Genomic DNA, 24,184 nt, shown 5'->3' with positions numbered 1-24,184 from the left:
AGCCCGTTGCACGCGAGCGAGGCCGCGATGGCCGCGGTCTCGCTCGCGCTTCGACACCGCTCGTTCATTTGAACGTCATGCAACCGACACCGTGCGTTCAACGAACCTGATTACGGTCCGCCCAATGTTCAAATGAACATGCAGACGGGCGGGCATGAACATCACGTTGCGACAGCAGGATATCGTCGAACTCGCCCGCCAGGGGGGCTTCCTGAGCGTGGAGACGCTCGCGGAGCATTTCTGTGTCACACCGCAGACCATCAGGCGGGACATTAACTCCCTGTGCGATGCCAATCTGCTGCGCCGGCGGCGCGGCGGGGCGGAATATGTGGAAGCGCCCCGCCTCAACCTCGCCTACGACTCGCGCCGCATCGTCCATCCCACGGCCAAGCAGACCATCGGCGCCCTCGTCGCGAGCCTCATTCCCAACGGCGCCTCGCTGTCGTTCGGCATCGGCACGACGCCGGAATTCGTCGCCCTCGCCATGCAAAGCCACGAAGACCTGATCGTCATCACCAACAATCTCAACGTCGCCATGGCGCTGAGCGTCACCCCCTCCAACCGCATCATCATTCCCGGCGGCGCCATGCGCCTGCCCGACCGTGATGTGCTTGGCCCGCAGGTGGAGGAGATGTACCGCAATTACCGGGTCGATTTCGGCGTCTTCGGCGTCGGCGGCATCGAGCCCGACGGCACATTGGTCGATTTCGATCGCGCCGAAGTCCTCGCCCGGTCCGCCATGCTCGAAAGCTGCCGCCGCTCGATCCTGGTGGCCGACGTCAGCAAGTTCGGGCGGCCGGCACCGGCACGCGGCGGGCATCTTTCCGGCATCGACCTGCTGGTGCTCGACGCACCGCCGCCGCCCCCGTTCGATGCCTTGTTCGGCAAGGACGGCCTCGGCGCGCGGGTCCGCGTCGCCACCGAGGAAGCGGCATGAGCATGCGAGCGGCCTCTGGGAATTTCGTGCGCCTTCACGGCGTGACCCGGCTGTTCGAGGGCGGCGGCGGCGTCGACGATGTCTCCCTCGCCATCCCGCGCGGCGGGTTCACGGTGCTGCTCGGCCCCTCCGGCTGCGGCAAGTCCACCACCTTGCGCCTCATCGCCGGCCTCGAGACGCCGGACCTTGGGCGCGTTGAGATCGACGGCCGCGATGTCACCGGGCTGGTGCCGTCCGCGCGCGGCTTGTCCATCGTGTTCCAATCCTATGCGCTGTTTCCCCATCTCACGGTGGCGGAGAACATCGTGTTCGGCCTCAGGGTGCGCCATGTGCCGCGCGCGGAACGAGAGCGCAAGCTGAAGGACGCACTCGCGCTCACCGGCCTTGAGGGCCTGGACGCACGCAAGCCCGCGCAGTTGTCCGGCGGCCAGCGCCAGCGCGTGGCGCTCGCCCGCGCCATCGTCGCCGACCATCCCCTGTGCCTGATGGACGAGCCACTTTCCAACCTCGACGCCAAGCTGCGCCATTCGGTCCGCCAGGAGATCCGCGCGCTGCAGCGGCGGCTCGGCATGACCGTGGTCTATGTCACCCACGACCAGACCGAGGCGATGGGCATGGCGGACCATGTCATTCTCATGCGCGAGGGCCGGATCGAGCAGCAGGGCACGCCCGCCGCGCTTTATGAGGCGCCGGCCTCAGCATTCGCCGCGAGTTTCATCGGCTCGCCGCCGATGACGCTGATCCCGGCGGACCTGGCGGGCATGCCCGAGCCCCCGCCGGGCCATGCCCGCGCGCAGCTCATGGCCGGCGTGCGCGCGGAGACGCTACGCCTCCAGCCTGCGGGCATCGGATGGCTGCCGGCCATCGCGGTGGCGAGCGAATTCCTCGGCGCGGAGACCTTCGTCTATCTGAGGATCGAAGGCGGGCCCGAGATTATCGCCCGCGTTCCCGGCCGGATCGAGCCGGCCCCCGGCACGGCGCTTTCGTTGTCCTGGGCCGACAGCGCCACCCATTGGTTCGATCGCGATAGCGGCCGCAGCATCCGCGCCGCCGCGCCCCCGGCGCCCTGACCCATCCCGTTCACCTTTGTATGCGTTCCCCCAAGGCCAGAAGGACACTGACCATGAGACGTTTCTTCACCGCTGCCGCCACGGCGGCGAGCCTGTTTGCCGCCGCCACGATGCCGGCCTTCGCGAAGACCGAGCTGACGATGTATTACCCGATCGCCGTCGGCGGGCCGCTGACGAAGGTGATCGACGACATGATCTCAGGGTTCGAGAAGGAGAACCCGGAGGTCCACGTCAACGCGGTCTATGCCGGCAATTATGACGACACCCGTGTGCGCGCCTTGGCAGCGCTCAAGAGCGGCCAACCGGCCCAGCTCTCCGTGCTGTTCTCCATCGATGCCTATGATCTCGTGGAGCAGGACCTCATCGTTCCGTTCGAGGACGTGGTGAAGACCGACGAAGAGAAAGCCTGGCTCGCCGGCTTCTATCCCGCGCTGATGGCCAACAGCCGCGTCGAGGGCAAGACCTGGGGCATCCCCTTCCAGCGCTCCACCATCGTCATGTTCTACAACAAGGACATGTTCCGCGAGGCGGGGCTGGACCCCGAGAAGCCGCCGCGGACCTGGGACGAGATGGTCGCGGCGGGCAAGAAGCTCACCAAGGACGGCCGCTACGGGCTGATGGTGCCGGGCACCGGCTATGCCTATTGGATGTTCCAGTGCTTCGCCATCCAGAACGGCAAGGAACTGATGAGCAAGGACGGCGCGAGCGTCTATTTCGACGATCCGGCCGTCATCGAGGCGCTCTCCTTCTGGCGGTCGCTCACCACCGACGCCAAGATCTCGCCCGCCGGCCTCGTGGAATGGGGCACGCTGCGCCAGGCCTTCGTGCAGGGCCAGACGGCCATGATGTGGCACACCACCGGCAACCTCACCGCCGTGAAGAAAGAGGCGAAGTTCGATTTCGGCGTCGCCGAGCTTCCGGCTCACAAGCAGCCCGGCTCACCCACCGGCGGCGGCAATTTCTACCTGTTCAAGAATGCCTCCGAGGCGGAGCGCGCCGCCTCCCTCAAGCTGATCCGCTACATGACCGCGCCCGAGCGCGCCGCCGACTGGTCCATCGCCACCGGCTATGTGGGCGTGAGCCCGGCCGCCTATGAGACCGAGAAGCTGAAAGCCTATGGCAAGGACTTCCCGCAGGCCCTCGTCGCCCGTGACCAGCTCAAGGTCGCCATCGCCGAATTCTCCACGTGGGAGACCGCCCGGGTGCGAGAGGCGCTGAACAACGCCGTGCAGGCGGCGCTCACCGGCACCAAGAGCCCGGCCGAGGCGCTCAAGGCCGCCCAGGCCACCGCCGATCAGCTGCTCAAGCCCTACAAGCACTGATTTATCCGCGAAACGCGCCGGGGGGCGAAAGATCGCCCCCCGCATGATGAAAAAGCCACCCATGCCCCAGACAGGTGCCCCGACACGCGTGCTGGATACGATCGCGCGGCAACAGCGCCGCCGCCATGCCCTCTATGGCTGGATGCTGCTCGCGCCCGCGCTGACGCTCCTGACTCTGTTCGCTTTCCTGCCCACCGCCACGACCTTCTGGGCGAGCCTCTTCTCGCGCGGCACCGCGCGCCGGCCGGCGGTGTTCAACGGCCTGGAGAATTATACCGACCTCTTCCACGATCCCGCCTTCTGGACCGTGGTGGGCAACAATCTTCTCTATGCCGCGGTGACGATCCCCGTCTCCATCGCATTGGCGCTGGTGATGGCCCTGTGGGCGGACGCCCGTCTGCCGCTGCGCGGCTTCGTGCGCGGCGCTTATTTCACCCCGACCATTCTGCCCATGATCGCGGCCGCGAACCTGTGGCTGTTCTTCTACACGCCGGGGCTCGGGGTGATCGACAGCTTCACCGGCCTGTTCGGCCTGCCGCCGGTCAACTGGCTCGGCCAGCCGCAGACCGCGCTCTTTGCCATCATCGTCGTGACGGTGTGGAAGGAGGCGGGCTTCTTCATGATTTTCTATCTGGCCGCGCTGCAGACCATTCCGCCCGACCTCAAGGAGGCGGCGCTGGTGGAGGGCGCGGGGCGCCTCACCTATCTGCGCCGCGTGCTGCTGCCGCTCCTGATGCCCACCACGGCGTTCATCTTCATCAATGCGCTCATCAATTCGGTGAAGCTCATCGACCATCTGTTCATCCTGACCAAGGGCGGCCCGGACAATGCGACGAAGCTCGTCCTCTACTGGATTTGGGAAATGGCTTTTTCCTATTTCGACGCGGCGCATGCGACCGCTTTGACCGTGCTGGTGCTGGCGATTTTAGGGGCCGTCGCCGTCTTCCAGTTCACCATCCTTGAAAAGCGGATCCACTATCGATGACCGCGCCCGCCTCTCGCCATCCGATCCGCTGGAGCGACGCGCTGGACGCCGTGGGTGCGTGGCTGCTCGCGCTGGTGTGGATCGCGCCGCTGCTGTTCGCCGCCTGGGCCTCGCTTCACCCGCCGGGGCAGGCGCTCGACTTCTCGCTCTCCTCCCCTTTCACCCTCGAGAATTACCGCGCCACCTGGGCCGCCGCGCCCTGGCTGACCTATGCGCTCAACACGCTGCTGCTGGTGACCTTCACGCTCGTGGGTCAGCTGATCCTGTGCACGCTGGCCGGCTATGCCTTCGCCCGCTTCCGCTTTCCCGGACGCGAGGCGCTGTTCGTGCTGGTCCTACTTCAGCTGTTCATCCTGCCGGAGGTTCTGATCGTCGAGAATTACGCCATGGTCTCGCGCCTCGCCCTGCTCGATTCCATCGCCGGCATGGGCCTGCCTTATGTCGCAAGCGCCTTTGGCATCTTCCTCTTGCGGCAGGCGTTCAAGTCCGTGCCGCTGGAGCTGGAAGAAGCGGCGCGCGTGGAAGGCTGTTCCTGGCTGGGCGTGCTCTGGCGGGTCTATGTGCCGGCCACCCGGCCGGTCTATCTCGCCTATGCGCTGGTCTCTGTCGCCACCCACTGGAACAACTTCCTGTGGCCGCTGGTGGTGACCAATTCAGCCGCGACCCGGCCGCTCACCGTGGGCCTCTCGCTGTTCGGCGCGCCGGAAAGCGGGGTCAACATTTCCATTATCAGCGCCGCGACGCTCATGGTCGTGGCGCCGCTGATGATTGCCTTCCTCATCTTCCAGCGTCAGTTCATCCAGGCCTTCCTGCGCGTCGGCATCCGCTAGGCCAAGGCCTTCTCGCCTGGCCCCGCGCTCAGATGGCCAGCGCATAGGCCGGGAAGACCTCGGCTTTCGTGCCGCGCGGGTCGGAACCGGCTTCCATGATGCCGGTTTCGAGGTTGCGTTCGGCCGCGCACAGGAAGCCCTCGGTCCACGGCGGCGCCACATCGAGATCGTGCCCGCGCTCCTCAAGCCCCTCCAGCGTCGCCTCGCCCACGCTCTCCTCGATCCGCAGGCGGTTGAGGAAGAAGTCGTGGGGATGGAACAAAGCGGGGAAATGATCGCTGGAGAATTTCGGCGCCTCAATCGCCGCTTGAAGCGGCATGTCGAACACCACGCGATTGAGGAAGAACTGGATCTGCCACTGGTCCTGCTGGTCTCCCCCCATGCTGCCGAACGCCATCCAGGGCTTGCCGTCCTTCATGGCGAGGCTCGGGCTGATGGTGGTGCGCGGCCGCTTGAACGGCGCGATCACGTTTGGATGGTGGGAGGGCGTGAGGCGGCAGTTGGACAGACGCGCGCCGAGCGGAAAGCCGAGAGCCGGGACAACTTCATGCGCTTTCAGATAGGCCCCGCTCGGCGTGAACGCCGCCGTATAGCCTTCCTGGTCCATGGCATCGACATGAACCGTGCCCGGGCCCCACAGCGAACCGCCGATGCGGTCCTCGACCGGCAGGAGCGCGGCCCCTTCCCAGGCATCGCCGGGCCGCACCTCCTGATCCGCCCGCGGGCCGACCAGCGCGGCGCGCAGGGCGCCATAGGCATCGGAGAGGAGCATATCCATCGGCACGTCGACGAAGGCCGGATCGCCGTAATATTGCTCACGGTCGGCGAAGGCGAGCTTGATGGCCTCGACCACCACGTGGATGTAGTCCGCGGAATTGTGTCCCAGCGCCTTCAGGTCGAAATTCTTGAGGATCGACAATGTCTGGAGCAGTGCGGGCCCCTGGTTCCAGGGCCCGCATTTATAGACATCGACGCCGCCGAACCGCACCGTCACCGGCTCCTCGATCCGCACCTCGAACTGGTCGAAATCGGAGCGCCGCAGCAGGCCGCCACGCGCGGTGACGAAGGCCACCATCTCGCGCGCAACATCGCCCCGGTAGAAGGCATTGAAGGCCGCGCGCACGCCCGCCTCACGGTTTCCGCCGGCGGCCTTCTCCTCGCGAGAGAGATAGTCGAACATGTCGGCAATGGCCGGATTGCGCAGCGTCGTGCCCTCGTCGGGCACGGAACCATCTTCCAACAGATAAAGCGCCGCGGACCCATGCCACTCACTGCGAAACAGATCCGCGAGATCCGACACCCCGAAATTATACTGGCGCTGGAGGCCGGCATGCATGGCGAAGCCGTTGCGGGCCAGGTCCATAGCGGGCGCGCAGACGTCGGCGAAGGTGAGACGTCCATAACGCTTCAGCGCTTCCAGAATGGCGCCCATGGCACCGGGCACACCGGCCGCAAACACGCCGGCCGGAGGAATTTTCTCGAACCCGAGATCGAGGTACGCTTCCGGCGTCGCCGCCTCCGGCGCCACCATATTGCCGTTGATGCAGACCACCTGCGGATGATCCGGCGACGACACGAGGATCGGCAGTTCGCCGCCGATGGTGTGCATGTGCGGATTGACCACGCCTTCCACCAGGGTCGCCGCAATGGCGGCGTCGATGGCGGTGCCGCCTTGCTTCAGCATGTCGATGCCGGCCATGGATGCGAGATAATGCTCCGAGGCCACGGCACCGCGATGCCCGAATACGCGGGGATGCGTGGTGGTGGAGGCGGTCTCCTTCAAGCGGAAGGAGCGGTTGCTGGGGATCTTGTTCATCTAACCCTCGAAACCATTGCGATATTACGGTTTGGCGCGACGGTGGGCGCCCTATGCTGCGGCAAGCTTGCGGCGCTTCTTGAGGCCGGCGAGGACATCGGAAGCATCGGAAGCCGGCGCGCCCGAGCGGCTCGAGCTCGCCCCCAGCTCGGCGGAAAAGCGCTGCGCCTGGGCCTGGATGGCGGTGGCGAGATAGGCCAGCATCTTCGCCCCCAGCCGCAGGCGCGGACCGGCAATGCCGATGGCGCCCACCACCTGGTCGTCATGCGAGAAAATGGGAACCGCCACGGCGGAAACGTCGCTCGCCGATTCCCCGATGTTGGTGGCATAGCCGCGCTCGCGCACGCGCTCGAAATCGGTGAGCAGATCTTCTGACGACGTCATGGTTTCCGGCGTCAGGGATTTCAGGCCCCGGCTGAGAAATTCGATCACCTTGTCGCGCGGTGAATAGGCGAGGATCGCCTTGCCCGAGGCAACGCTATGGGCCGGCAAGCGGTCGCCGCGGCCGACCACCGCACGGATCAGCTGCGAGCCTTCGGACACATCCACATAAACGATGTCCGGCCCGTCCAGGATCGCGAGATGGCTGGTTTCGCCCGTGACGCGCGAGAGTTCGCGCGTGTGGGCCGAGCCGATGGAAAGGAAATGGTCCTTCTCCGAGAAGCGCCGCGCCAGATCCAGCACCTTCACGCCGAGGGAATAGGTACCGTCGCGCGGGCTCTTCACCACATAGCCGCACTGCTCCAGGGCGTTGAGATTGCGGAACACCGAAGCCTTGGCGATGCCGAGCTTGCGGCTCAGCTCAGAGAGGGAGAGCGCGGGCGTCTTCTCATCGAAGGATTCCAGGATTGCGAGCGCATTAATAATCGCCGGGGTTGCCGCGCCATTACTCGCCTCGCTCTTTCCATTGTTTCGCATTTGAAACACATCTCCCTGATATGAAACATACTATCCCTCGCCCTCCGGCTGTCAATCTACAGCCATTTCCCAATTTGAAATATAACGGCACGATATCTCCAGACTTTTACGTCTTCGCCAGAACGCACAAAATAACGTCACGCATGACTAAAATCGCGCCTTGACTTAAGGGTCGGGCGAGCATGAACTCATATAGGAAATGGTTGTTTCTTATATGGAACATACTTCCGGCGAGCTTGGTGAGCGGCCGGGAGGTTCGAACGATCCCCGTTGCCGTTGGAGCTTGCGATGACGAAAGATCTCGACCGCCGCCAGATGCTCACGCTTTCCGCCGCAACCTTGGCCGCCGGGGCAGCCTCCGTGGTTCTGCCGGGTGCGGTGCGCTCCGCCTCGGCCCAGTCTCAGCAACTCGTGGTGAGCGATTTCGGCGGCGACTGGGCCACATGGAACAAGCAGAATATCGATGCGCAATTCACCGAGAAGACCAAGATTCCGGTGCTCCACGATACGGGATCCGACAATGCGGCGCGCATCGCCAAAGCAAAGCTCGGCATCCCGCGCAGCGAATATGACCTGATCTGCCTCGCGGATTCGTTTTTCGCCCGCGCCGAAGCCGAGGGCATCCTGGCGGACATGAACTACAAGTCACCGCGCCTCACTAACCTGAAGGATGTCGACCCGCGCTTCGTGACGCCGCACTACACCTCGTTTCTCTTCAATGGCCTCGGGCTCGGCTACAATCCCAAGATGGTCAAGAAGGTGCCAACATCCTGGGCCGACATGTGGAACCCAGAGTACAAGGGCAAGATCGTCCTGCCGGCGGTCACCCATTCCTTCGGTCTCCACGTCATCCTCCTGAGCGCCCTCGCTGCGGGGAAGGACTACAAGGACACCCAGGCCGGCCTCGACAATCTCAAGCGCCTCGCTGACCTCGAACCCATCTGGACCGTGGATTCCCAGGCCAATGCGCGCAGCCTGTTCCAGGAGGACGCCGCCATCGGCTGGCTCGGCCGCGCGGAATGGATCCAGGTGCAGAATTGGGGTGGCGCCACGAAATTCGTGATGCCGAGCGAAGGCGGCTTCTTCACCTCGTGGGGATTTGGCCCGATCAAGAACACCAAAAACGCGGACCTCATCGAAGACTATGTGAACATCACGCTCGATCCGAAGCTGCAGGCCGCCAATGCCAAGAAGCTCGGCTTCCATCCCACCAATACGCGGTGGAAAGAGTTCATCGACGAAGAGACCGCCCGCAAGATCTCCTGGACCCCGGAAGAAGAGAAGCGCTTCGTTGCCATCGATTATGTCTGGCTGAACTCGAAACGCGCCGATCTGACGGAAGCATGGAACCGCGTGGTTGGCCGATAGGAGGCGGACCGATGGCGATCGTCGAAGTCTCCAACATCTCCAAGCAATACAACAAAAGCTGGGCCGTTGACCGGACCAGCCTGACCATCGCCGACGGCAGCTTCTTCTCCCTCCTTGGTCCGAGCGGGAGCGGCAAGACGACCCTGTTGCGGCTCATCGCGGGGTTCCTGCGGCCGGACACCGGGGAAATCCGCATCGGCGGGCAGGTAGTCAACGACGTTCCGCCCCACAAGCGCAACATCGGCATGGTGTTCCAGCAATATGCCCTATTCCCCCACCGCACCGTGCTCGACAACGTCGCATTCGGCCTCGAGATGCGCGGCAGCGGGCGTGCGGAGCGCGAGCGGCTCGCACGCGAGGCGCTTGAAATGGTGCGCATGTCGGGACGCGAGGCCGCCTTTCCCCGCGAGCTGAGCGGCGGCCAGCAGCAGCGCATCGCCATCGCCCGCTCCATTGCCGCCCGCCCGGCGGTGTGGCTCCTGGACGAGCCGTTAAGCGCGCTGGATCGCAAGCTGAGGGTGGAAATGCAGAGCGAACTGCGTTCCCTTCAGCAATTGCTCGGCATCACCACGATCTACGTGACGCACGACCAGGAGGAGGCGCTCGCCATGTCCGACGGCATCGCGATCTTCCGCGATGGCCGCATCGCGCAGCAGGGAACGCCGCTGGAACTCTACGAGCGGCCCGTGGATACGTTCGTCGCGGATTTCCTTGGCAGCGCCAATCTGCTGGACGGCACCGCCGCCCGCGCACCGCAGGGGTGGTGCGTGGATATCGAAGGCATGCGCTTTCCACTCGCCCGCGACGCGAATGTGTCCGATCGCGAGAAGGTCCGGCTCGCCATCCGGCCCGAGCGGCTCGACCTGCTGCGGTGGGACGGGCACGCCGCCGGCGCGGGCCTTCCCGCGAGCGTTGAGAGCCTCGTCTATCTTGGCAGCGATCTGCGGGTCCAGCTGCGCACCCGTGGCGGTAGCCGGCTGATCGCCCGCGCGCCGAGCCGCAGCGATCTCGCGAGCCTTGAAGTGGGTCACGAAATCCTCGCCGTCTGGCGCCCGGAGGAGGCTGTCGTTGTCGCACATTAGCCTTGAAACGGCAGCCGCGCCGGTGAGCCGAGCCCGTACCTGGATCCGCGGCAGCCGCGCCGAATTCCTGTTGGCGCCGAGCATGCTTTATTACCTCGGCTTGCTCGTCCTCCCGTCCCTGGCGTTCTGTGTCGTCAGTTTCTACGGCAAGTCGGACACCGGCTTCTTCGACGGCGTCTTCACAACGCGCAATTACGTCCGCGCGCTGGGTGACAAATTCTATCTCGCGAGCCTGTGGCTCACCTTGCGGATCAGCATCGAAACCACGGCGGCCTGCCTGCTGCTGGGTTATCCGGCCGCCTATTTCCTCTCCAAGATCGGCCCCGCGGCGCGCAAGAAGCTGATCGTCCTGCTGCTGTTTCCGCTGCTGCTGAGCACGGTCATCCGCGTCTATGGCTGGATCGCGCTGCTGGGCCGGCGGGGGATCGTCAACCAGCTCCTGATCTCCACCGGCGCCACGGACCAGCCCATCGCCCTGCTCTACACCGAGGGCGCTGTGCTGGTGGGGCTGATCTCGATCCTGCTGCCCTACATGATCATCAACATCACCAATACGCTCATCACCATCGACCCGAGCCTGAAGGAAGCCGCCGCGATCCACGGCGCGAGCCCGCTGCGGGTGTTCCTGAAGGTCACGCTGCCGCTCAGCCGCGCCGGCATGGTCTCGGGCGCGGTCACGGTCTTCACCATTGCGATGAGCACTTACATCATCTCCTTCCTGCTCGGCGGCCCGCGCGTGAAGCTGATGGGCAATCTCATCTTCGATGCCACCGCCAGCTTCAACTGGCCCATGGGCGCCGCGCTTTCGGTGGTCCTGGTGCTGTCGACCACCGCGAGCTGCGCCGTGCTCATGCAGTTTCTCGGCAAGAATTCCTACGGAGCTGCGCGATGAGCCTGTCGGATCATCTTTTTCCGGTGAGAACCGGCGGGCCACGCATCTCCCTGCAGATGGTGGCATTGGGCACGGCGACCGTGTTCGCCTACGGGATCATTCTGCTGCCCATCGCGGTCATCATCATCTGTTCCTTCAACCCCTCCTCCGCGCTGATCTTTCCGCCCGAAAAGCTCTCCCTGCGCTGGTATTGGGAGTTCCTCGCCACCGACGACATGATCAACGGCCTCATGTGGAGCATCCTCATCGCGGTGGTTTCCGCAATTGCGGCGGTGCTGCTGGGGACGATGGCCGCGGTGGCCTTGGTGCGCGGGCGCTTTCCGCTCAAGGGCCTGATCAACGCTTTGCTTCTGACGCCGCTGATCTTCCCCGGCCTGATCCTGGGCGTGGCGCTGCTGCTCTATTTCCAGATGCTGAACGCGCCGCTGCTGGCGCGCGTAACCGCAGCGCACATTCTGCTCGGCATCCCGTTCGTAGTGCGCTCGGTGATCTCAAGCCTGGACCTGTTCGACATCCGCATCGAGGAAGCCGCCATCATCCATGGCGCATCCCCCGTGCGCGCCTTCTTCAAGGTCACTCTGCCCAGCATCCAGCCGGGCATCGTCGCGGGCGCGATCTTCGCCTTTGTGGTCTCGTTCGGCGAGATCAACGCGACCCTGTTTCTGACCGGGCCGGGGCTCTCGACGCTGCCGATCCAGATCTACAGCCAGATCCAATACGGGTCCGAGCAGGTCATCGTCGCCGCCGCCTCCACGGTCCAGATGGGCCTCGTGGTGGTGCTCATCGTGATTCTGGAGCGCCTGTTCGGCTTGTCCGTCACCACCGCGTCCCGCTAGCCGGGCAGCGGCGACCGCGAGCGGCGATGCGGGGCGGCCTTGGCATCCCCGCATCTTGTCGGCAGGCGGCCGGGTCCGCGCCTTCAGGCGCGGGCGGCTTCCACCTGGGTGACGAGCGGCGGGACATCCTTGCCGTCGAGCACCGCGTGCAGGCGATCCATGTCCAGTTCGCCTTCCCAGCGCGCCACCACGAGGGTTGCCACCGCATTGCCGGTGATGTTGGTCAATGCGCGGCATTCGCTCATGAAGCGGTCGATGCCGAGGATCAACGCCATGCCGGCCACCGGAATTTCCGGCACCGCCGCAAGGGTGGCGGCGAGCGTGATGAAGCCCGCCCCGGTCACGCCGCTCGCGCCCTTCGAGGTGAGCATGGCGACCGCCAGCACGATCAGTTCATGCTCCAGCGTCAACGGTGTGTTGGTGGCCTGGGCGATGAACAGGGTCGCCAACGTCATGTAGATGTTGGTGCCGTCGAGATTGAAGGAATAGCCGGTGGGGATCACCAGCCCGACCACGGACTTGGACGCCCCGGCATTCTCCAGCTTGCGCATGAGCGGCGGCAGCGCGCTTTCCGAGGAGGAGGTGCCGAGCACGATCAGCAATTCCTCGCGGATGTAGCGCACCAGCTTCAGCACATTGAAGCCGACCATCTTGGCGATGAAGCCGAGCACCAGCACGACGAACAGGATCGCGGTCAGATAGAAGGTGGCGATCAGTTCAAGCAGGTTGCCGAGCGCCGAAAGACCATAGGCACCGATGGTGAAGGCCATGGCGCCGAACGCACCGATGGGTGCCACGTAAAGAATGATCTTCACGATGGCGAAAACCACCCGCTCGATCGACTGGACCGCCTTGAGCACCGGTTCGCCGTGGTCCCCAAGGCTGCCGATGGCGAAGCCGGTCACGATCGAGACCATCAGCACCTGGAGGATCGACCCTGCGGTGAAGGCGCTGACGAAAGTGCTCGGGATGACATTCAGGAGGAAATCAACGGTCGAGGTGTGCGCCGCCTGGGTGGTGTAGTTGGCAATCGCCTTGGTATCGAGCGTGGACACATCGACATTGAAGCCGTCGCCGGGCCGCACCACCTTGCCGACGATCAGGCCGAGCACCAGGGCGAAGGTGGACACCACCTCGAAATACAGCAGAGCCTTGCCGCCGACCCGCCCGACCTTCTTCACGTCGCGCATGCTGGCGATGCCGACGACGACGGTGCAGAAGATCACCGGGGCGATGATCATGGTGATCAGCTTGATGAAGCCGTCACCCAGCGGCTTCATGGCCGCGCCGGTATGCGGAAAGAACGCACCGAGCAGAAGGCCGCAAAACACGGCGAACAGAACCTGGACGTAGAGCACCTTGTACAATGGACGGCGCATGGCGTTTCCCCTCGCAATTCCCGCGTTGTCTGAGGCAGTGAACACCCAAAAACGAAGGGGCGGCCGATGCCGCCCCTCGTCTTCGCTTATGCGCTGCCCCTCCGCGAAGGGCAATGTTGGCCTAACGTAAGTATAACGCTTTTATTTACGCGGCCGCCTGCTTCGGCCGCACCGCTGCGCTATAGGCATCCATCAGCTGATGGGTGATGCCGCTCGGCGCAAAACGCCAGTCCGCGATCTCGCCCACCGGGGTCACTTCGGCGGCCGTGCCGGTGATGAAACATTCGCTGAAATCTGCGAGTTCTTCCGGCTTGATCGCACGTTCCACCACTTCGATCCCGTGGTTCTTCGCCAGCCCGATCACCGTGCGGCGGGTGATGCCGTCCAGGAAGCAGTCGGGCTTGGGCGTGTGGATGACGCCATCCTTCACGAAGAAGATGTTGGCGCCGGTGCATTCCGCCACGAGGCCGCGATAATCCAGCATCAGCGCATCGGCAAAGCCCCGCCGCTCCGCCTTGTGCTTGGAGATGGTGCAGATCATGTACAGGCCGGACGCCTTGGCGCGGCAAGGGATGGTGGCGGGATCGGGGCGGCGGAACTCCGCCAGATCCAGCCTCAGCCCCTTCTGGCGCTGCTCAGGATCGAAATAGCTCGGCCATTCCCAGCAGGCGATCGCAAGATGAATGGTGTTCGACTGCGCCGAAACACCCATCATCTCGCTGCCGCGCCACGCGACCGGGCGCACGTAAGCGTCCACGAGGCCGTTCTTTTCCAGCGTCAGGCGCTTGGCGGCATCGATCTCGCCGATCGAATAGGGAATGGTGAAATCCAGCATTTCCGCCGAGAGGCGCAGGCGCTCGGAATGCTCCGCGCTCTTGAAGATGGTGCCACCATAGGCGCGCTCGCCTTCGAACACACAGCTGGCATAATGCAGACCATGGGAGAGTACGTGAATCTTCGCGTCGGCCCAGGGCACCAGGACGCCGTCGAACCAGATCCAACCGTCGCGTTTATCGAAAGGCTCTCCACCACTCATGGTCTTAACTCCTGATCCGGCCGCGTCTTTAAGACGGCCTTCGCCTCCCATGACGGCTGCCCTTTGCAGCCGTGCCCGGTACGGATATTTTCACATCTGACATATGGTGCAGACTGTGAAAGGCGCAATGATCGAACTCCAGATGGGTTATTGGAGACCGATCCTTTCGCGACCGCAAGCCTGTGAGTAATGATCGGACCGAAAAAAGTCAACATGGCTGACATAAATCCCTTTCCCACCGTTCCCGACACGTCGGAGCACGCCGCGCCCTCGGCCACCCCGCAGGCCGAGCCGCTGGTGGAGCTAATCGAGCTTTTCTTCTTTGCCTATCGGGACTTCGTGGGCGATCCGGATGCCATTCTCGCGCCCCTCGGTTTCGGGCGGGCGCATCATCGTGTGCTGCACTTCGTCAATCGCCACCCTGGTATGCGCGTGACGGACCTCCTGGACATCCTGCGCATCACCAAGCAGAGCCTGGGCCGGGTTCTGCGCGAACTGGTGGACGAGGGGTTCGTAGAAAGCCGTGCAGGCGCGTCCGACCGGCGCCAGCGCCTGCTTTATCCCACCGCGAAGGGCCAGGCGCTGGCCCGCGAGTTCGTGGCCCTGCAGAGCCAGCGCATCGCGCTCGCGCTGGAAGAATGCGGGCCAGGGGCACGCGAGGCGGCCCAGCGCTTTCTTGTGGCCATGATCGACCCCGAAGATCGCACCGAGGTGGAGCGACTGACCCAGCGAGCCGCCCCCCCTGCCCGCGTGCGGCCGGCCTGAAAGCACAAGACATGACCGAACTGACGACCCCTCACCCCGCCCCGCCGGCGCCCGCGGACGACGCGCCTCATCTGCTGGTGGTGGACGACGACAACCGGATCCGCACCCTGCTGTCCCGCTTCCTCAGCGAGCACGGCTACCGTGTCACCACGGCTGCCTCTGCGCTGGAGGCGCGCGGGCGCCTGGAGGGGCTGGAATTCGACCTGCTGGTGCTGGATGTGATGATGCCGGGGGAATCGGGGCTGGATCTGGCCCGCTCCCTGCGCACCACCTCCACCGTGCCGATCCTCATGCTCACCGCGCGCTCGGAGACCCAGGACCGCATCGCCGGCCTGGAGGCGGGCGTGGACGATTATCTCGGCAAGCCGTTCGAGCCGCGCGAACTGCTGCTGCGGGTCGGCTCGATCCTCAAGCGCGCGACCCCCGCGCCGCAGAAGGCGATCGAAGAGGTGCGCTTCGGCGAGTTCTCCTTCCACCTCGGGCGCGGCGAGCTGAGCCGTGGCGGCGAGATCCTGCGCATCACCGAGCGCGAGCGAGACATGCTGCGCGCCCTTTCCGAGATTCCCGGCGAAACCGTGCCGCGCATGGCCCTGGCGGGCAACGGGGCGGCGAGCGAGCGGGCCGTGGACGTGCAGGTGAACCGGCTGCGCCGCAAGGTGGAGCGCGATCCGGCGAACCCCATCTATGTGCAGACCGTCCGCGGCATCGGCTATCGGCTGGTCGTGACCCCATGAGCCTGCGGCAGGAGATCAAGCCGGTGGGCGAGCGCAGCGCGATGGAGGCCACGCGCGCCGCCGTGCGCAGCGCCATCGGCCGGCTCGCCTATGCCAATGCCAAGTTCGGCGCGTGGTTCAACCGGGTGACGCCGAAGGGGCTGTACCCCCGCTCGCTGCTGATCATCGTCATCCCCATGGTGATCTTGCAATCGGTGGTGGCCTTCGTGTTCATGGAGCGCCATTACAACACCGTGACGCGCCGCCTCTCCGCCGCCGTCAGCCAGGATATCGCCGCCGTGGTGGCGTTGTACGGCGCATTTCCGCACGATAAGGACGCGACCGTCCTGCGCCGCATCGCCTGGCAGAATCTGGAGCTGACCCTCGACATCCTGCCGCCGGATCCCCTGCCCGAGCCGGGACCGCAGCCCTTCTTCTCGATTCTCGACAGCGCCCTCTCGCGCGAGATCGGCCGCCGCATCTCCGAGCCCTATTGGATCGACACCGTCGGCCGCTCCAATCTCATCGAGGTCAGGGTGAAGATGCCGGATGCGGTGCTGCGCATCTTCGCCCGGCGCGGCTCGGCTTATGCCTCCAATTCCCATATCTTCCTGCTGTGGATGGTGGGCACGTCGCTGGTGCTGCTGGCGGTCGCCATCTTGTTCCTGCGCAATCAGATCCGCCCCATCGAGAACCTCGCAGACGCGGCGGAGGCGTTCGGCAAGGGGCGTGACGTGGAAAACTTCCGTCCACGCGGCGCGCGTGAGGTGCGGCGGGCGGCCGTCGCGTTCCTCGAAATGAAACGCCGCATCGAGCGGCAGATCGAGCAGCGCACCACCATGCTGGCGGGCGTCTCCCACGACATGCGCACCATCCTCACCCGTTTCCGGCTGGAGCTTGCCTTCCTCGGCGAGGGGCCGGAGGTGGAGGCACTGCGCAAGGATGTGGACGAGCTCCAGGGCATGCTGGAAGCCTATCTCGCCTTCGCGCGCGGCGATCCGGGCGAGCAGGCCGCGCTCACCGACATGGGACAGATCATCGAGGACCTGCGTTCCAATGCGGAGCGCCACGGGGCCATCGCCCGCTCCAGTTTCATGGGGCCGCCCCTGGTTCAGGTGAAGGCCGATTCGCTCAAGCGCTGCATCGGCAATCTCGTGGGGAATGCGGTGCGCTACGCCCGAACGGTGGAGATTACCGCCACCCGCGATGCCCGCTGGCTGAGCGTGAACGTGGACGACGACGGCTCCGGCATCCCGCCCGAGAAGCGCGACGAGGTGTTCCGGCCGTTCCTGCGGCTTGATGATGCGCGCAACCAGGATGCGGGCGGCTCCGGCCTCGGCCTGTCCATCGCCCGCGACATCGCCCGGGCCCATGGCGGCGACATCATCCTCGGCGACAGCCCGCTCGGCGGCCTGCGGGCCACCGTGCGCCTGCCAGTGTGAGTTATCGCACGAGACTACCATTGTACCTAATATCTCAGTAAAAATCTGCATATCATCAAGGCGGGGGTCCTGAACGTGGCCGGTGCGCCAAAGCGCCCGGCAGCCTGCGCCGGCTCCTCTCTTTTCGTGGAGCCTGCGATGGACCCGACGATCCCTCCCGATACCGAACCGGATACCGGGCCGGGTAATGTCTTCGACACGCCGAAGGGTGGCCTTTACGGCGGTGCCTTCGATCCCTCTGCGCTCGACCCCAATGTGCGCGCGGTGCTGATGGGCTACCGCTGGACCACCGCCTTCGAGGGTCAGGTGCCCGCCACCACCCTCACCTATTTCTTTCCCACCTCGACGAACGATTATCTGAGCGCGCCCGGCGGCTATCCGGACGATGGGGACCTCGCGACCTTCCAGCCGCTGACGGCCGCGCAGCGCACGGCGGCCCTCACCGCGTTCGGCCTGGTTTCGTCCTATACCGGCTTGACCTTCGTCGAGGCGGCGACCGGCAGCGGGGCCGACGCCACGTTCCGCTTTGCGCGCTTCGATGACGGAGAAGGCGGGTCCTATTCGAACTTCCCGCCCAATTCCGGCCCCTATTCCCCCTCGGACAGCCGGGCCGGCGGGGACACCTTCCTGGGCGATAACGGGAATACGCCGACCAACTTCTTCGGCACGGACGAGTTCAACACGGTCATTCACGAGCTGGGCCATGCCTTCGGACTGAAGCACGGCCACGACGCCAGCTATAACGGCGCCCTCGCGCCGGAGGTGAACGACAACGAATTCTCGGTCATGACCTATGCGAGCTACCTGGGCTCGCCGGCCGGCCGGGTGACCGTCGCCATCAACGGCTCTTCGCCGCAAAGCTACATGATGTACGACATCGCGGCCCTGCAGGCGCTCTATGGCGCCAATTTCAGCAAGGTCGGGACGCAGGCCGTCTATCAGTGGGATGCATCGACCGGCCAGGAATATATCAATGGCGAAGCTGCCCCCTTCACCGGCGTCAGCGTCACCCAGAAGATCTTCTCGACCGTGTGGACCCAGGGCGCCACAACGACCTACGATCTCAGCAATTTCAACGAGGATCAGGTCGACGACCTGCGCCCCGGCCATTGGCTGACCTTCTCGCGCGCGCAGATCGCCGACCTCAACTGGCAGGCCGCACCGGGCACGCCGCAATACCAAGCCCAGGGCAACATCTACAACGCCTTGCTTTATAACGGCGATACGCGTTCGCTGATCAGCAATCTCATCACCGGCAACGGCAACGATATCGTCACCGGCAACGATGCCGACAACACCATCACGACGAACGGCGGCACCGACACGATATCCGTCGGTAGCGGAAACAATATCGTCAGCGCGGGCGCCGGGGCGGACCTGATCCATTTCGGCAGCGGCCAGGATATGCTGCACGATCTGCTTGCGGACCTGAACGGCGATCTGGTGACGGGCTTCACACGCTCCAGCATGGTCGAGATCGAGGGTGCGTTGGTCGATCGCGGCGCCCTGCACGTGACAATGGGCACCGGGGTGGCAACCCTTGGCGCCGGCGGTTTCTCGTTCCAGCTTCAGGGTGATTTCACCGGCGGCGACTTCATGGCCTCGGCGCGTGGGGTTGGCTCTGCGGCGCATACCAGCCTGAGCTTTGTGAACCTCCTGCCGTCCCTCGCCGAGGGCGTGAGCGTTGCGCCGGCGGAGGTGAACGGGATCGCCAATGCGCCGTTCCTCACCGGAGATGGGGCGACCAGCTTCTCGGTCGAGATCAAGTCTGCCGTATCATCCTACAGCAACATGCTCGGCTATTATAAGGTGCAGGTGAACGGCACGATCTCCGACGTGCACCTGCTGGCGGAGGATACGCTGGCCCCTTCGCTCACCGGTCACACCATCGCGCTCGACACGCCGGGGGACGGGGAACATCTGGGCTTCTTCCTGGTGCAGAACGGTTTTTCGCTTTACGGCGACCTGCCGGACGACCTCTCTTTCCTCACGTCGGATACCCATTCGGTCGGCAGCCTGGACGCCGGCGGCAGCCTTTTGCTCTACAGCGCATCGCGCGGATCGCTTTCGGCGGCGCAGGTTTTCCATTCCTTCGCCAACCTCAATCCCGACCATGCGACACAGGTGCTTTCCGGCACCGGCCTTGGTGGCGGGGAATTGCAAATCGGGTTCGAGGATCTCACCGGCCCCGGCAGCGACAATGATTTCCAGGACGTGATCATCGGCGTGCTGACGAGCTCCCACGATTTCCTCCTGGCCTGAGACACGCCAGACGAACCGCGCGGAGAAGGCCTTTCCGCCGCGATCTCCGCACCTTTTCGGGTGATTTCGCCGGGTTTCCGCGCGATGAATCGGAAAACTCTTCGGCGAGCGCACCGAAAGCCCGCTCAAACGCAAAAGGCCGCCCCAAGGGGCGGCCTTTCGTGTCTTGAACCATCAGCGCCAGGCACCTCGCCTCGCGCAACCCGTCTCGGACCTGGGCCCGAAGACGCCGCCTCACTCGGCGGCGTCGGCGGGGCCTTCCACCAGCGGCTGACCGTCGGTCTGCTCGCGGGTGGCGACGATGAGGTCGTCGCGGGAGTTCGCGACCGCCCGCAGCTTCGCCATCTGCGCGCCCGTGCCCGCCGGGATGAGCCGGCCGACGATGACGTTTTCCTTCAGGCCGTCCAGCGGATCGACCTTGCCGTTGACCGCCGCTTCCGTGAGGACGCGGGTGGTTTCCTGGAACGAGGCCGCCGAGAAGAACGAGCGGGTCTGCAGGCTCGCCTTGGTGATGCCGAGCAGCACCGGATGCCCCGTCGCCGGCTTCTTGCCTTCGGCAACGGCCCGCTCGTTGGCTTCCGCGAAGTCGATCCGGTCAACCTGCTCGTTATCGAGGAACTCGGTCTCGCCGGAATCGTCCACTTCGACCTTCTGGAGCATGTTGCGGACGATGACTTCGATGTGCTTGTCGTTGATGTTCACGCCCTGGAGCCGGTAGACCTCCTGGATCTCGTTGACGAGGAAGGCTGCGAGCTCTTCCACGCCCTTGATCGCCAGAATGTCGTGCGGCGCCGGGTTGCCGTCCACCAGGAAGTCGCCCTTCTCCACCACGTCGCCGTCCTGGAGATGGATGTGCTTGCCCTTCGGGATCAGGTACTCGACCGGATCCCCACCGTCCTGCGGCTCGATGATGAGGCGGCGCTTGTTCTTGTAGTCGCGGCCGAAGCGGATGGTGCCGCTGACTTCCGCGATGATCGCCGCATCCTTGGGACGCCGCGCCTCGAACAGTTCCGCCACGCGCGGCAGACCGCCCGTGATGTCGCGGGTCTTGGCGCTCTCCATCGGCACGCGGGCGACGACGTCGCCGGCGCGAATGGTGTTGCCCGGATCCACCGAGATGATGGCTTCCACCGGCAGCGAATAGCGCGCCTCGCCGCCACGGGCGAGCTTGAGGATCTTGCCGTCCTTCCCCTTGATGAGGATGGCCGGGCGAAGCTCCGAGCCGCGGCCGACACGGCTGTCGGTCACGACGCGCTTGGCGATGCCGGTCGCCTCGTCGATCGCCTCGTTCATGGAGGCGCCTTCGACCAGGTCCTCGAACGCCACCGTGCCCTCGACCTCGGTCAGGATGGGACGGGTATAGGGGTCCCATTCCGCGATGCGCTGGCCGCGCTTGATGGTGTCGCCCTCGTCCACCTTCAGGCGCGATCCGTACTGGATGCGGTGAACCGCGCGCTCCGAGCCGTCCTGATCGACGATCACCACGGCCAGGTTACGCACCATGACGATGAGGTCGCCTTCCGAGTTCCGCGCCACGTTGCGGTTGCGGATCTTGACGGTGCCCTCGAAGTTGCTTTCCACGAAGGAGGAGTCCGCGAGCTGCGCGGCGCCGCCGATGTGGAAGGTACGCATGGTGAGCTGGGTGCCCGGCTCGCCGATGGACTGCGCGGCGATAACGCCCACCGCCTCGCCCATGTTGACCGGCGTGCCGCGGGCGAGATCACGCCCGTAGCAGGTGCCGCACACGCCGTTGCGGGTCTCGCAGGTCAGCACCGAGCGGATCTTGATTTCCTGGATGCCGGACTTGTTGATCCGCTCGATGTGCCATTCCTGGATCATCTCGCCCTTGGGCACGATGATGGCGCCGGTCGCCGGCTCCACCACGTCTTCCACGGCGGTACGGCCGAGCACACGCGAGGAGAGCGAGGCCACGACCTGGCCGCTGTCCACGATGGCCCGCATGTGGATGCCGTTGTCGCTGTGGCAATCCACTTCCGTGATGATCGAATCCTGCGCCACGTCCACGAGGCGGCGGGTGAGGTAACCCGAGTTCGCCGTCTTGAGCGCGGTGTCGGCCAGGCCCTTACGCGCACCGTGGGTGGAGTTGAAGTACTCCATCACGGTCAGGCCTTCCTTGAAGTTCGAGATGATCGGGCTCTCGATGATCTCGCCCGACGGCTTGGCCATGAGGCCACGCATGCCGGCAAGCTGCTTCATCTGCGCTGGCGACCCACGCGCCCCGGAGTGGGACATCATGTAGATCGAGTTGATCTGGCGGTCGCGCCCGGTCTTGGGATCCTTACGGACCGCCGAGATTTCCTTCATCATCTCGTCGGCGATGCGATCGGTGCACTTGCCCCACGCATCGACGACCTTGTTGTACTTCTCGCCCTGGGTGATCAGGCCGTCATTGTACTGCTGCTCATATTCCTTGGTGAGGGTGCGGGTCTCCTCGACCAGCTCCCACTTCTTCTTCGGCACGACCATGTCGTCCTTGCCGAAGGAGATGCCCGCACGGAACGCATTGTAGAAGCCGAGCGACATGATCTTGTCGCAGAAGATCACGCTCTCCTTCTGCCCACAGTGACGGTACACCGTGTCGATCATGTTGGAGATTTCCTTCTTCGTCATACCCTTGTTGACGACGTCGAAGGGAACCTTGGGATGCTTCGGCAGCAGTTCGCCGAGCTTCATGCGCCCGGGCGTGGTGTCATAGATCTTGGACATGCGCTTGCCGTCGGCATCCACGCCCACATACCGGCCCTTGACCTTGGTATGCAGGGTGATCGCCTTGGCGGCGAGCGCATGGTCGATCTCGCCCATGTCCGCGAACATCATGCCCTCGCCGGGCTCGTTGTCGCGCATGATCGAGAGATAATAGAGGCCGAGCACGATGTCCTGCGACGGCACGATGATCGGCTGACCATTGGCCGGATGCAGGATGTTGTTGGTCGACATCATGAGCACGCGGGCCTCGAGCTGGGCTTCCAGCGAGAGGGGAACGTGCACCGCCATCTGGTCGCCGTCGAAGTCCGCATTGAAGGCCGAGCAGACCAGCGGGTGCAGCTGGATCGCCTTGCCTTCGATCAGCACCGGCTCGAACGCCTGGATGCCGAGGCGGTGGAGCGTCGGGGCGCGGTTGAGCATCACGGGATGCTCGCGGATCACCTCGTCGAGGATATCCCAAACCTCGGGACGCTCCTTCTCCACCAGCTTCTTCGCCTGCTTGACGGTGGCCGAATGGCCCTTGGCGTCGAGACGGGCGTAGATGAAGGGCTTGAACAGCTCCAGCGCCATCTTCTTGGGCAGGCCGCACTGGTGCAGCTTCAGCTCCGGGCCCACCACGATGACCGAGCGGCCGGAATAGTCCACGCGCTTGCCGAGCAGGTTCTGGCGGAACCGGCCCTGCTTGCCCTTCAGCATATCGGCGAGCGACTTCAGCGGGCGCTTGTTGGCGCCCGTGATGACGCGGCCACGACGGCCGTTGTCGAACAGCGCATCCACCGCTTCCTGAAGCATGCGCTTCTCGTTGCGGATGATGATGTCCGGCGCGCGCAGCTCGATCAGGCGCTTCAGGCGGTTGTTGCGGTTGATGACGCGGCGATAGAGATCGTTCAGGTCCGAGGTCGCGAACCGGCCGCCGTCCAGCGGGACGAGCGGGCGCAGGTCCGGCGGGATCACCGGCACATGGGTGAGGATCATCCATTCCGGCTTGTTGCCGGAGAGCTGGAAGGCCTCGACGATCTTCAGGCGCTTGGCGAGCTTCTTGGGCTTCAGCTCGGTGGTGCTCTCGGCGATCTCGACGCGCAAATCGGCGGCGATCTTGTCGAGGTCCATGGAGCGCAGCAGCTCGCGGATGGCTTCCGCGCCGATCATGGCGGTGAAGCTGTCATCCCCGTACTCGTCCTGGGCGCGCAGATAATCGTCCTCCGAGAGGAGCTGACGATACTTCAGCGGCGTCAGGCCGGGCTCCAGCACGACGAAATATTCGAAGTACAGGATGCGCTCGAGGTCCTTCAGCGTCATGTCGAGCAGCAGGCCGATGCGGCTCGGGAGCGACTTCAGGAACCAGATGTGCGCCACCGGAGCGGCGAGCTCGATATGGCCCATGCGCTCGCGCCGCACCCGCGAGAGCGTGACTTCCACGCCGCACTTCTCGCAGATGATGCCCTTATACTTCATGCGCTTGTACTTGCCGCACAGGCACTCGTAGTCCTTGATGGGACCGAAGATGCGCGCGCAGAACAAGCCGTCACGCTCGGGCTTGAACGTGCGGTAGTTGATGGTCTCCGGCTTCTTGATCTCGCCGTAGGACCACGACGCGATCTTGTCCGGGCTCGCGATCGAGATCTTGATCTGATCAAAGGTCGGAGCCGGGGTCGCCGGATTGAAGAGATTCATCACCTCTTGATTCATGACCGTCTCCTTCGGCTCGGTCGCTCGCCCCTCATGCCGCCTGATGGGGTTTCGACCGGAAAATGCAGGATCTTATCGGCAGGAGAGCGAAGGCGCGCCGCGCCCCCGCCTTCCG

At 64.7% G+C, this 24,184-nt stretch carries 18 protein-coding genes; 13 read left to right on the top strand and 5 right to left on the bottom strand.

Annotated features, from left to right (window positions below):
• The first annotated feature begins 154 nt into the window (after positions 1 to 154).
• The 5 genes from V5F68_RS04865 to V5F68_RS04845 all read left to right on the top strand — a co-directional run bounded on the left by V5F68_RS04865 (position 155) and on the right by V5F68_RS04845 (position 5,144).
• Positions 155 to 937 (top strand): DeoR/GlpR family DNA-binding transcription regulator, encoded by a 783-nt coding sequence (locus V5F68_RS04865; RefSeq protein WP_394013517.1) that lies wholly within the window; start codon positions 155 to 157, stop codon positions 935 to 937.
• The gene (locus tag V5F68_RS04860; protein WP_394013516.1) at positions 934 to 2,007 is read left to right on the top strand and encodes an ABC transporter ATP-binding protein; all 1,074 of its coding nucleotides are present in this window, start codon (positions 934 to 936) and stop codon (positions 2,005 to 2,007) included. Before V5F68_RS04865 ends, V5F68_RS04860 begins: the two co-directional genes overlap by 4 nt.
• Positions 2,008 to 2,060: 53 nt before the next feature.
• A complete protein-coding gene (locus tag V5F68_RS04855; RefSeq protein WP_394013515.1) occupies positions 2,061 to 3,329 on the top strand; it encodes an ABC transporter substrate-binding protein in 1,269 nt (422 codons plus the stop codon).
• A gap of 61 nt (positions 3,330 to 3,390) precedes the next feature.
• Entirely contained in the window at positions 3,391 to 4,314 is a 924-nt protein-coding gene (locus tag V5F68_RS04850; RefSeq protein WP_394013514.1) for a carbohydrate ABC transporter permease, read from the top strand.
• Positions 4,311 to 5,144, top strand: a complete 834-nt coding sequence (locus V5F68_RS04845; RefSeq protein ID WP_394013513.1) for a carbohydrate ABC transporter permease — start codon at positions 4,311 to 4,313, stop codon at positions 5,142 to 5,144. The genes V5F68_RS04850 and V5F68_RS04845 overlap by 4 nt, the downstream gene beginning before the upstream one ends.
• Before the next feature lie 28 nt (positions 5,145 to 5,172).
• Here V5F68_RS04845 and V5F68_RS04840 read toward each other — a convergent pair whose 3' ends face one another.
• A complete protein-coding gene (locus tag V5F68_RS04840) occupies positions 5,173 to 6,960 on the bottom strand; it encodes a gamma-glutamyltransferase family protein (RefSeq protein WP_394013512.1) in 1,788 nt (595 codons plus the stop codon).
• 51 nt (positions 6,961 to 7,011) lie between these two features.
• Positions 7,012 to 7,878 (bottom strand): IclR family transcriptional regulator, encoded by an 867-nt coding sequence (locus V5F68_RS04835; RefSeq protein WP_394013511.1) that lies wholly within the window; start codon positions 7,876 to 7,878, stop codon positions 7,012 to 7,014.
• A 288-nt stretch (positions 7,879 to 8,166) separates the two neighbouring features.
• Between V5F68_RS04835 and V5F68_RS04830 the strand changes: the two genes are divergently transcribed.
• The 4 genes from V5F68_RS04830 to V5F68_RS04815 are packed head-to-tail and all read left to right on the top strand — an operon-like array spanning position 8,167 to position 12,056.
• Entirely contained in the window at positions 8,167 to 9,246 is a 1,080-nt protein-coding gene (locus V5F68_RS04830) for an ABC transporter substrate-binding protein (RefSeq protein WP_394013510.1), read from the top strand.
• A gap of 11 nt (positions 9,247 to 9,257) precedes the next feature.
• Positions 9,258 to 10,328, top strand: a complete 1,071-nt coding sequence (locus tag V5F68_RS04825; RefSeq protein WP_394013509.1) for an ABC transporter ATP-binding protein — start codon at positions 9,258 to 9,260, stop codon at positions 10,326 to 10,328.
• Positions 10,315 to 11,220 (top strand): ABC transporter permease, encoded by a 906-nt coding sequence (locus tag V5F68_RS04820; RefSeq protein WP_394013508.1) that lies wholly within the window; start codon positions 10,315 to 10,317, stop codon positions 11,218 to 11,220. The genes V5F68_RS04825 and V5F68_RS04820 overlap by 14 nt, the downstream gene beginning before the upstream one ends.
• Entirely contained in the window at positions 11,217 to 12,056 is an 840-nt protein-coding gene (locus V5F68_RS04815; protein ID WP_394013507.1) for an ABC transporter permease, read from the top strand. Before V5F68_RS04820 ends, V5F68_RS04815 begins: the two co-directional genes overlap by 4 nt.
• 83 nt (positions 12,057 to 12,139) lie before the next feature.
• Here V5F68_RS04815 and V5F68_RS04810 read toward each other — a convergent pair whose 3' ends face one another.
• Together V5F68_RS04810 and V5F68_RS04805 are read right to left on the bottom strand one after the other, a co-directional pair.
• The gene (locus V5F68_RS04810; RefSeq protein ID WP_394013506.1) at positions 12,140 to 13,435 is read right to left on the bottom strand and encodes a dicarboxylate/amino acid:cation symporter; all 1,296 of its coding nucleotides are present in this window, start codon (positions 13,433 to 13,435) and stop codon (positions 12,140 to 12,142) included.
• Between the two features lie 145 nt (positions 13,436 to 13,580).
• Positions 13,581 to 14,471, bottom strand: coding sequence for a branched-chain amino acid aminotransferase (locus V5F68_RS04805; RefSeq protein WP_348846912.1), 891 nt, complete (start codon positions 14,469 to 14,471; stop codon positions 13,581 to 13,583).
• 213 nt (positions 14,472 to 14,684) lie between these two features.
• On the opposite strand from V5F68_RS04805, the gene V5F68_RS04800 reads away from it, so the two are divergent.
• The 4 genes from V5F68_RS04800 (at position 14,685) to V5F68_RS04785 (ending at position 19,653) form a co-directional block, all read left to right on the top strand.
• Positions 14,685 to 15,236, top strand: a complete 552-nt coding sequence (locus V5F68_RS04800) for a MarR family winged helix-turn-helix transcriptional regulator (RefSeq protein WP_394013505.1) — start codon at positions 14,685 to 14,687, stop codon at positions 15,234 to 15,236.
• An 11-nt stretch (positions 15,237 to 15,247) separates the two neighbouring features.
• Complete coding sequence (locus tag V5F68_RS04795) at positions 15,248 to 15,970, top strand: response regulator (protein ID WP_394013504.1); 723 nt, start codon at positions 15,248 to 15,250, stop codon at positions 15,968 to 15,970.
• A 41-nt stretch (positions 15,971 to 16,011) separates the two neighbouring features.
• Positions 16,012 to 17,391, top strand: a complete 1,380-nt coding sequence (locus V5F68_RS04790; protein ID WP_394013983.1) for an ATP-binding protein — start codon at positions 16,012 to 16,014, stop codon at positions 17,389 to 17,391.
• Between the two features lie 138 nt (positions 17,392 to 17,529).
• Positions 17,530 to 19,653: a DUF4114 domain-containing protein gene (locus V5F68_RS04785; RefSeq protein ID WP_394013503.1), complete on the top strand. Its 2,124-nt coding sequence runs from the start codon at positions 17,530 to 17,532 to the stop codon at positions 19,651 to 19,653.
• 234 nt (positions 19,654 to 19,887) lie between these two features.
• Here V5F68_RS04785 and rpoC read toward each other — a convergent pair whose 3' ends face one another.
• A complete protein-coding gene (gene rpoC, locus V5F68_RS04780; protein WP_394013502.1) occupies positions 19,888 to 24,069 on the bottom strand; it encodes a DNA-directed RNA polymerase subunit beta' in 4,182 nt (1,393 codons plus the stop codon).
• Between the last annotated feature and the right edge of the window lie 115 nt (positions 24,070 to 24,184).

This window comes from Roseixanthobacter pseudopolyaromaticivorans (assembly GCF_043195145.2).
Taxonomy (GTDB): Bacteria; Pseudomonadota; Alphaproteobacteria; order Rhizobiales; family Xanthobacteraceae; genus NCEH01.
This window is presented reverse-complemented; position numbering and strand designations above follow the sequence as displayed.

What these genes read in the sequence shown, in the direction of transcription:
- V5F68_RS04830 (WP_394013510.1), top strand. Translation starts at nt 8,167, where the DNA reads ATGACGAAAGATCTCGACCGCCGCCAGATGCTCACGCTTTCCGCCGCA.
- V5F68_RS04810 (WP_394013506.1), bottom strand. Translation starts at nt 13,435, where the DNA reads ATGCGCCGTCCATTGTACAAGGTGCTCTACGTCCAGGTTCTGTTCGCC.
- V5F68_RS04840 (WP_394013512.1), bottom strand. Translation starts at nt 6,960, where the DNA reads ATGAACAAGATCCCCAGCAACCGCTCCTTCCGCTTGAAGGAGACCGCC.
- V5F68_RS04825 (WP_394013509.1), top strand. Translation starts at nt 9,258, where the DNA reads ATGGCGATCGTCGAAGTCTCCAACATCTCCAAGCAATACAACAAAAGC.
- V5F68_RS04815 (WP_394013507.1), top strand. Translation starts at nt 11,217, where the DNA reads ATGAGCCTGTCGGATCATCTTTTTCCGGTGAGAACCGGCGGGCCACGC.
- V5F68_RS04785 (WP_394013503.1), top strand. Translation starts at nt 17,530, where the DNA reads ATGGACCCGACGATCCCTCCCGATACCGAACCGGATACCGGGCCGGGT.
- V5F68_RS04800 (WP_394013505.1), top strand. Translation starts at nt 14,685, where the DNA reads ATGGCTGACATAAATCCCTTTCCCACCGTTCCCGACACGTCGGAGCAC.
- V5F68_RS04835 (WP_394013511.1), bottom strand. Translation starts at nt 7,878, where the DNA reads ATGCGAAACAATGGAAAGAGCGAGGCGAGTAATGGCGCGGCAACCCCG.
- V5F68_RS04855 (WP_394013515.1), top strand. Translation starts at nt 2,061, where the DNA reads ATGAGACGTTTCTTCACCGCTGCCGCCACGGCGGCGAGCCTGTTTGCC.
- V5F68_RS04790 (WP_394013983.1), top strand. Translation starts at nt 16,012, where the DNA reads ATGGAGGCCACGCGCGCCGCCGTGCGCAGCGCCATCGGCCGGCTCGCC.
- V5F68_RS04795 (WP_394013504.1), top strand. Translation starts at nt 15,248, where the DNA reads ATGACCGAACTGACGACCCCTCACCCCGCCCCGCCGGCGCCCGCGGAC.
- V5F68_RS04805 (WP_348846912.1), bottom strand. Translation starts at nt 14,471, where the DNA reads ATGAGTGGTGGAGAGCCTTTCGATAAACGCGACGGTTGGATCTGGTTC.
- rpoC (WP_394013502.1), bottom strand. Translation starts at nt 24,069, where the DNA reads ATGAATCAAGAGGTGATGAATCTCTTCAATCCGGCGACCCCGGCTCCG.
- V5F68_RS04845 (WP_394013513.1), top strand. Translation starts at nt 4,311, where the DNA reads ATGACCGCGCCCGCCTCTCGCCATCCGATCCGCTGGAGCGACGCGCTG.
- V5F68_RS04860 (WP_394013516.1), top strand. Translation starts at nt 934, where the DNA reads ATGAGCATGCGAGCGGCCTCTGGGAATTTCGTGCGCCTTCACGGCGTG.
- V5F68_RS04850 (WP_394013514.1), top strand. Translation starts at nt 3,391, where the DNA reads ATGCCCCAGACAGGTGCCCCGACACGCGTGCTGGATACGATCGCGCGG.
- V5F68_RS04865 (WP_394013517.1), top strand. Translation starts at nt 155, where the DNA reads ATGAACATCACGTTGCGACAGCAGGATATCGTCGAACTCGCCCGCCAG.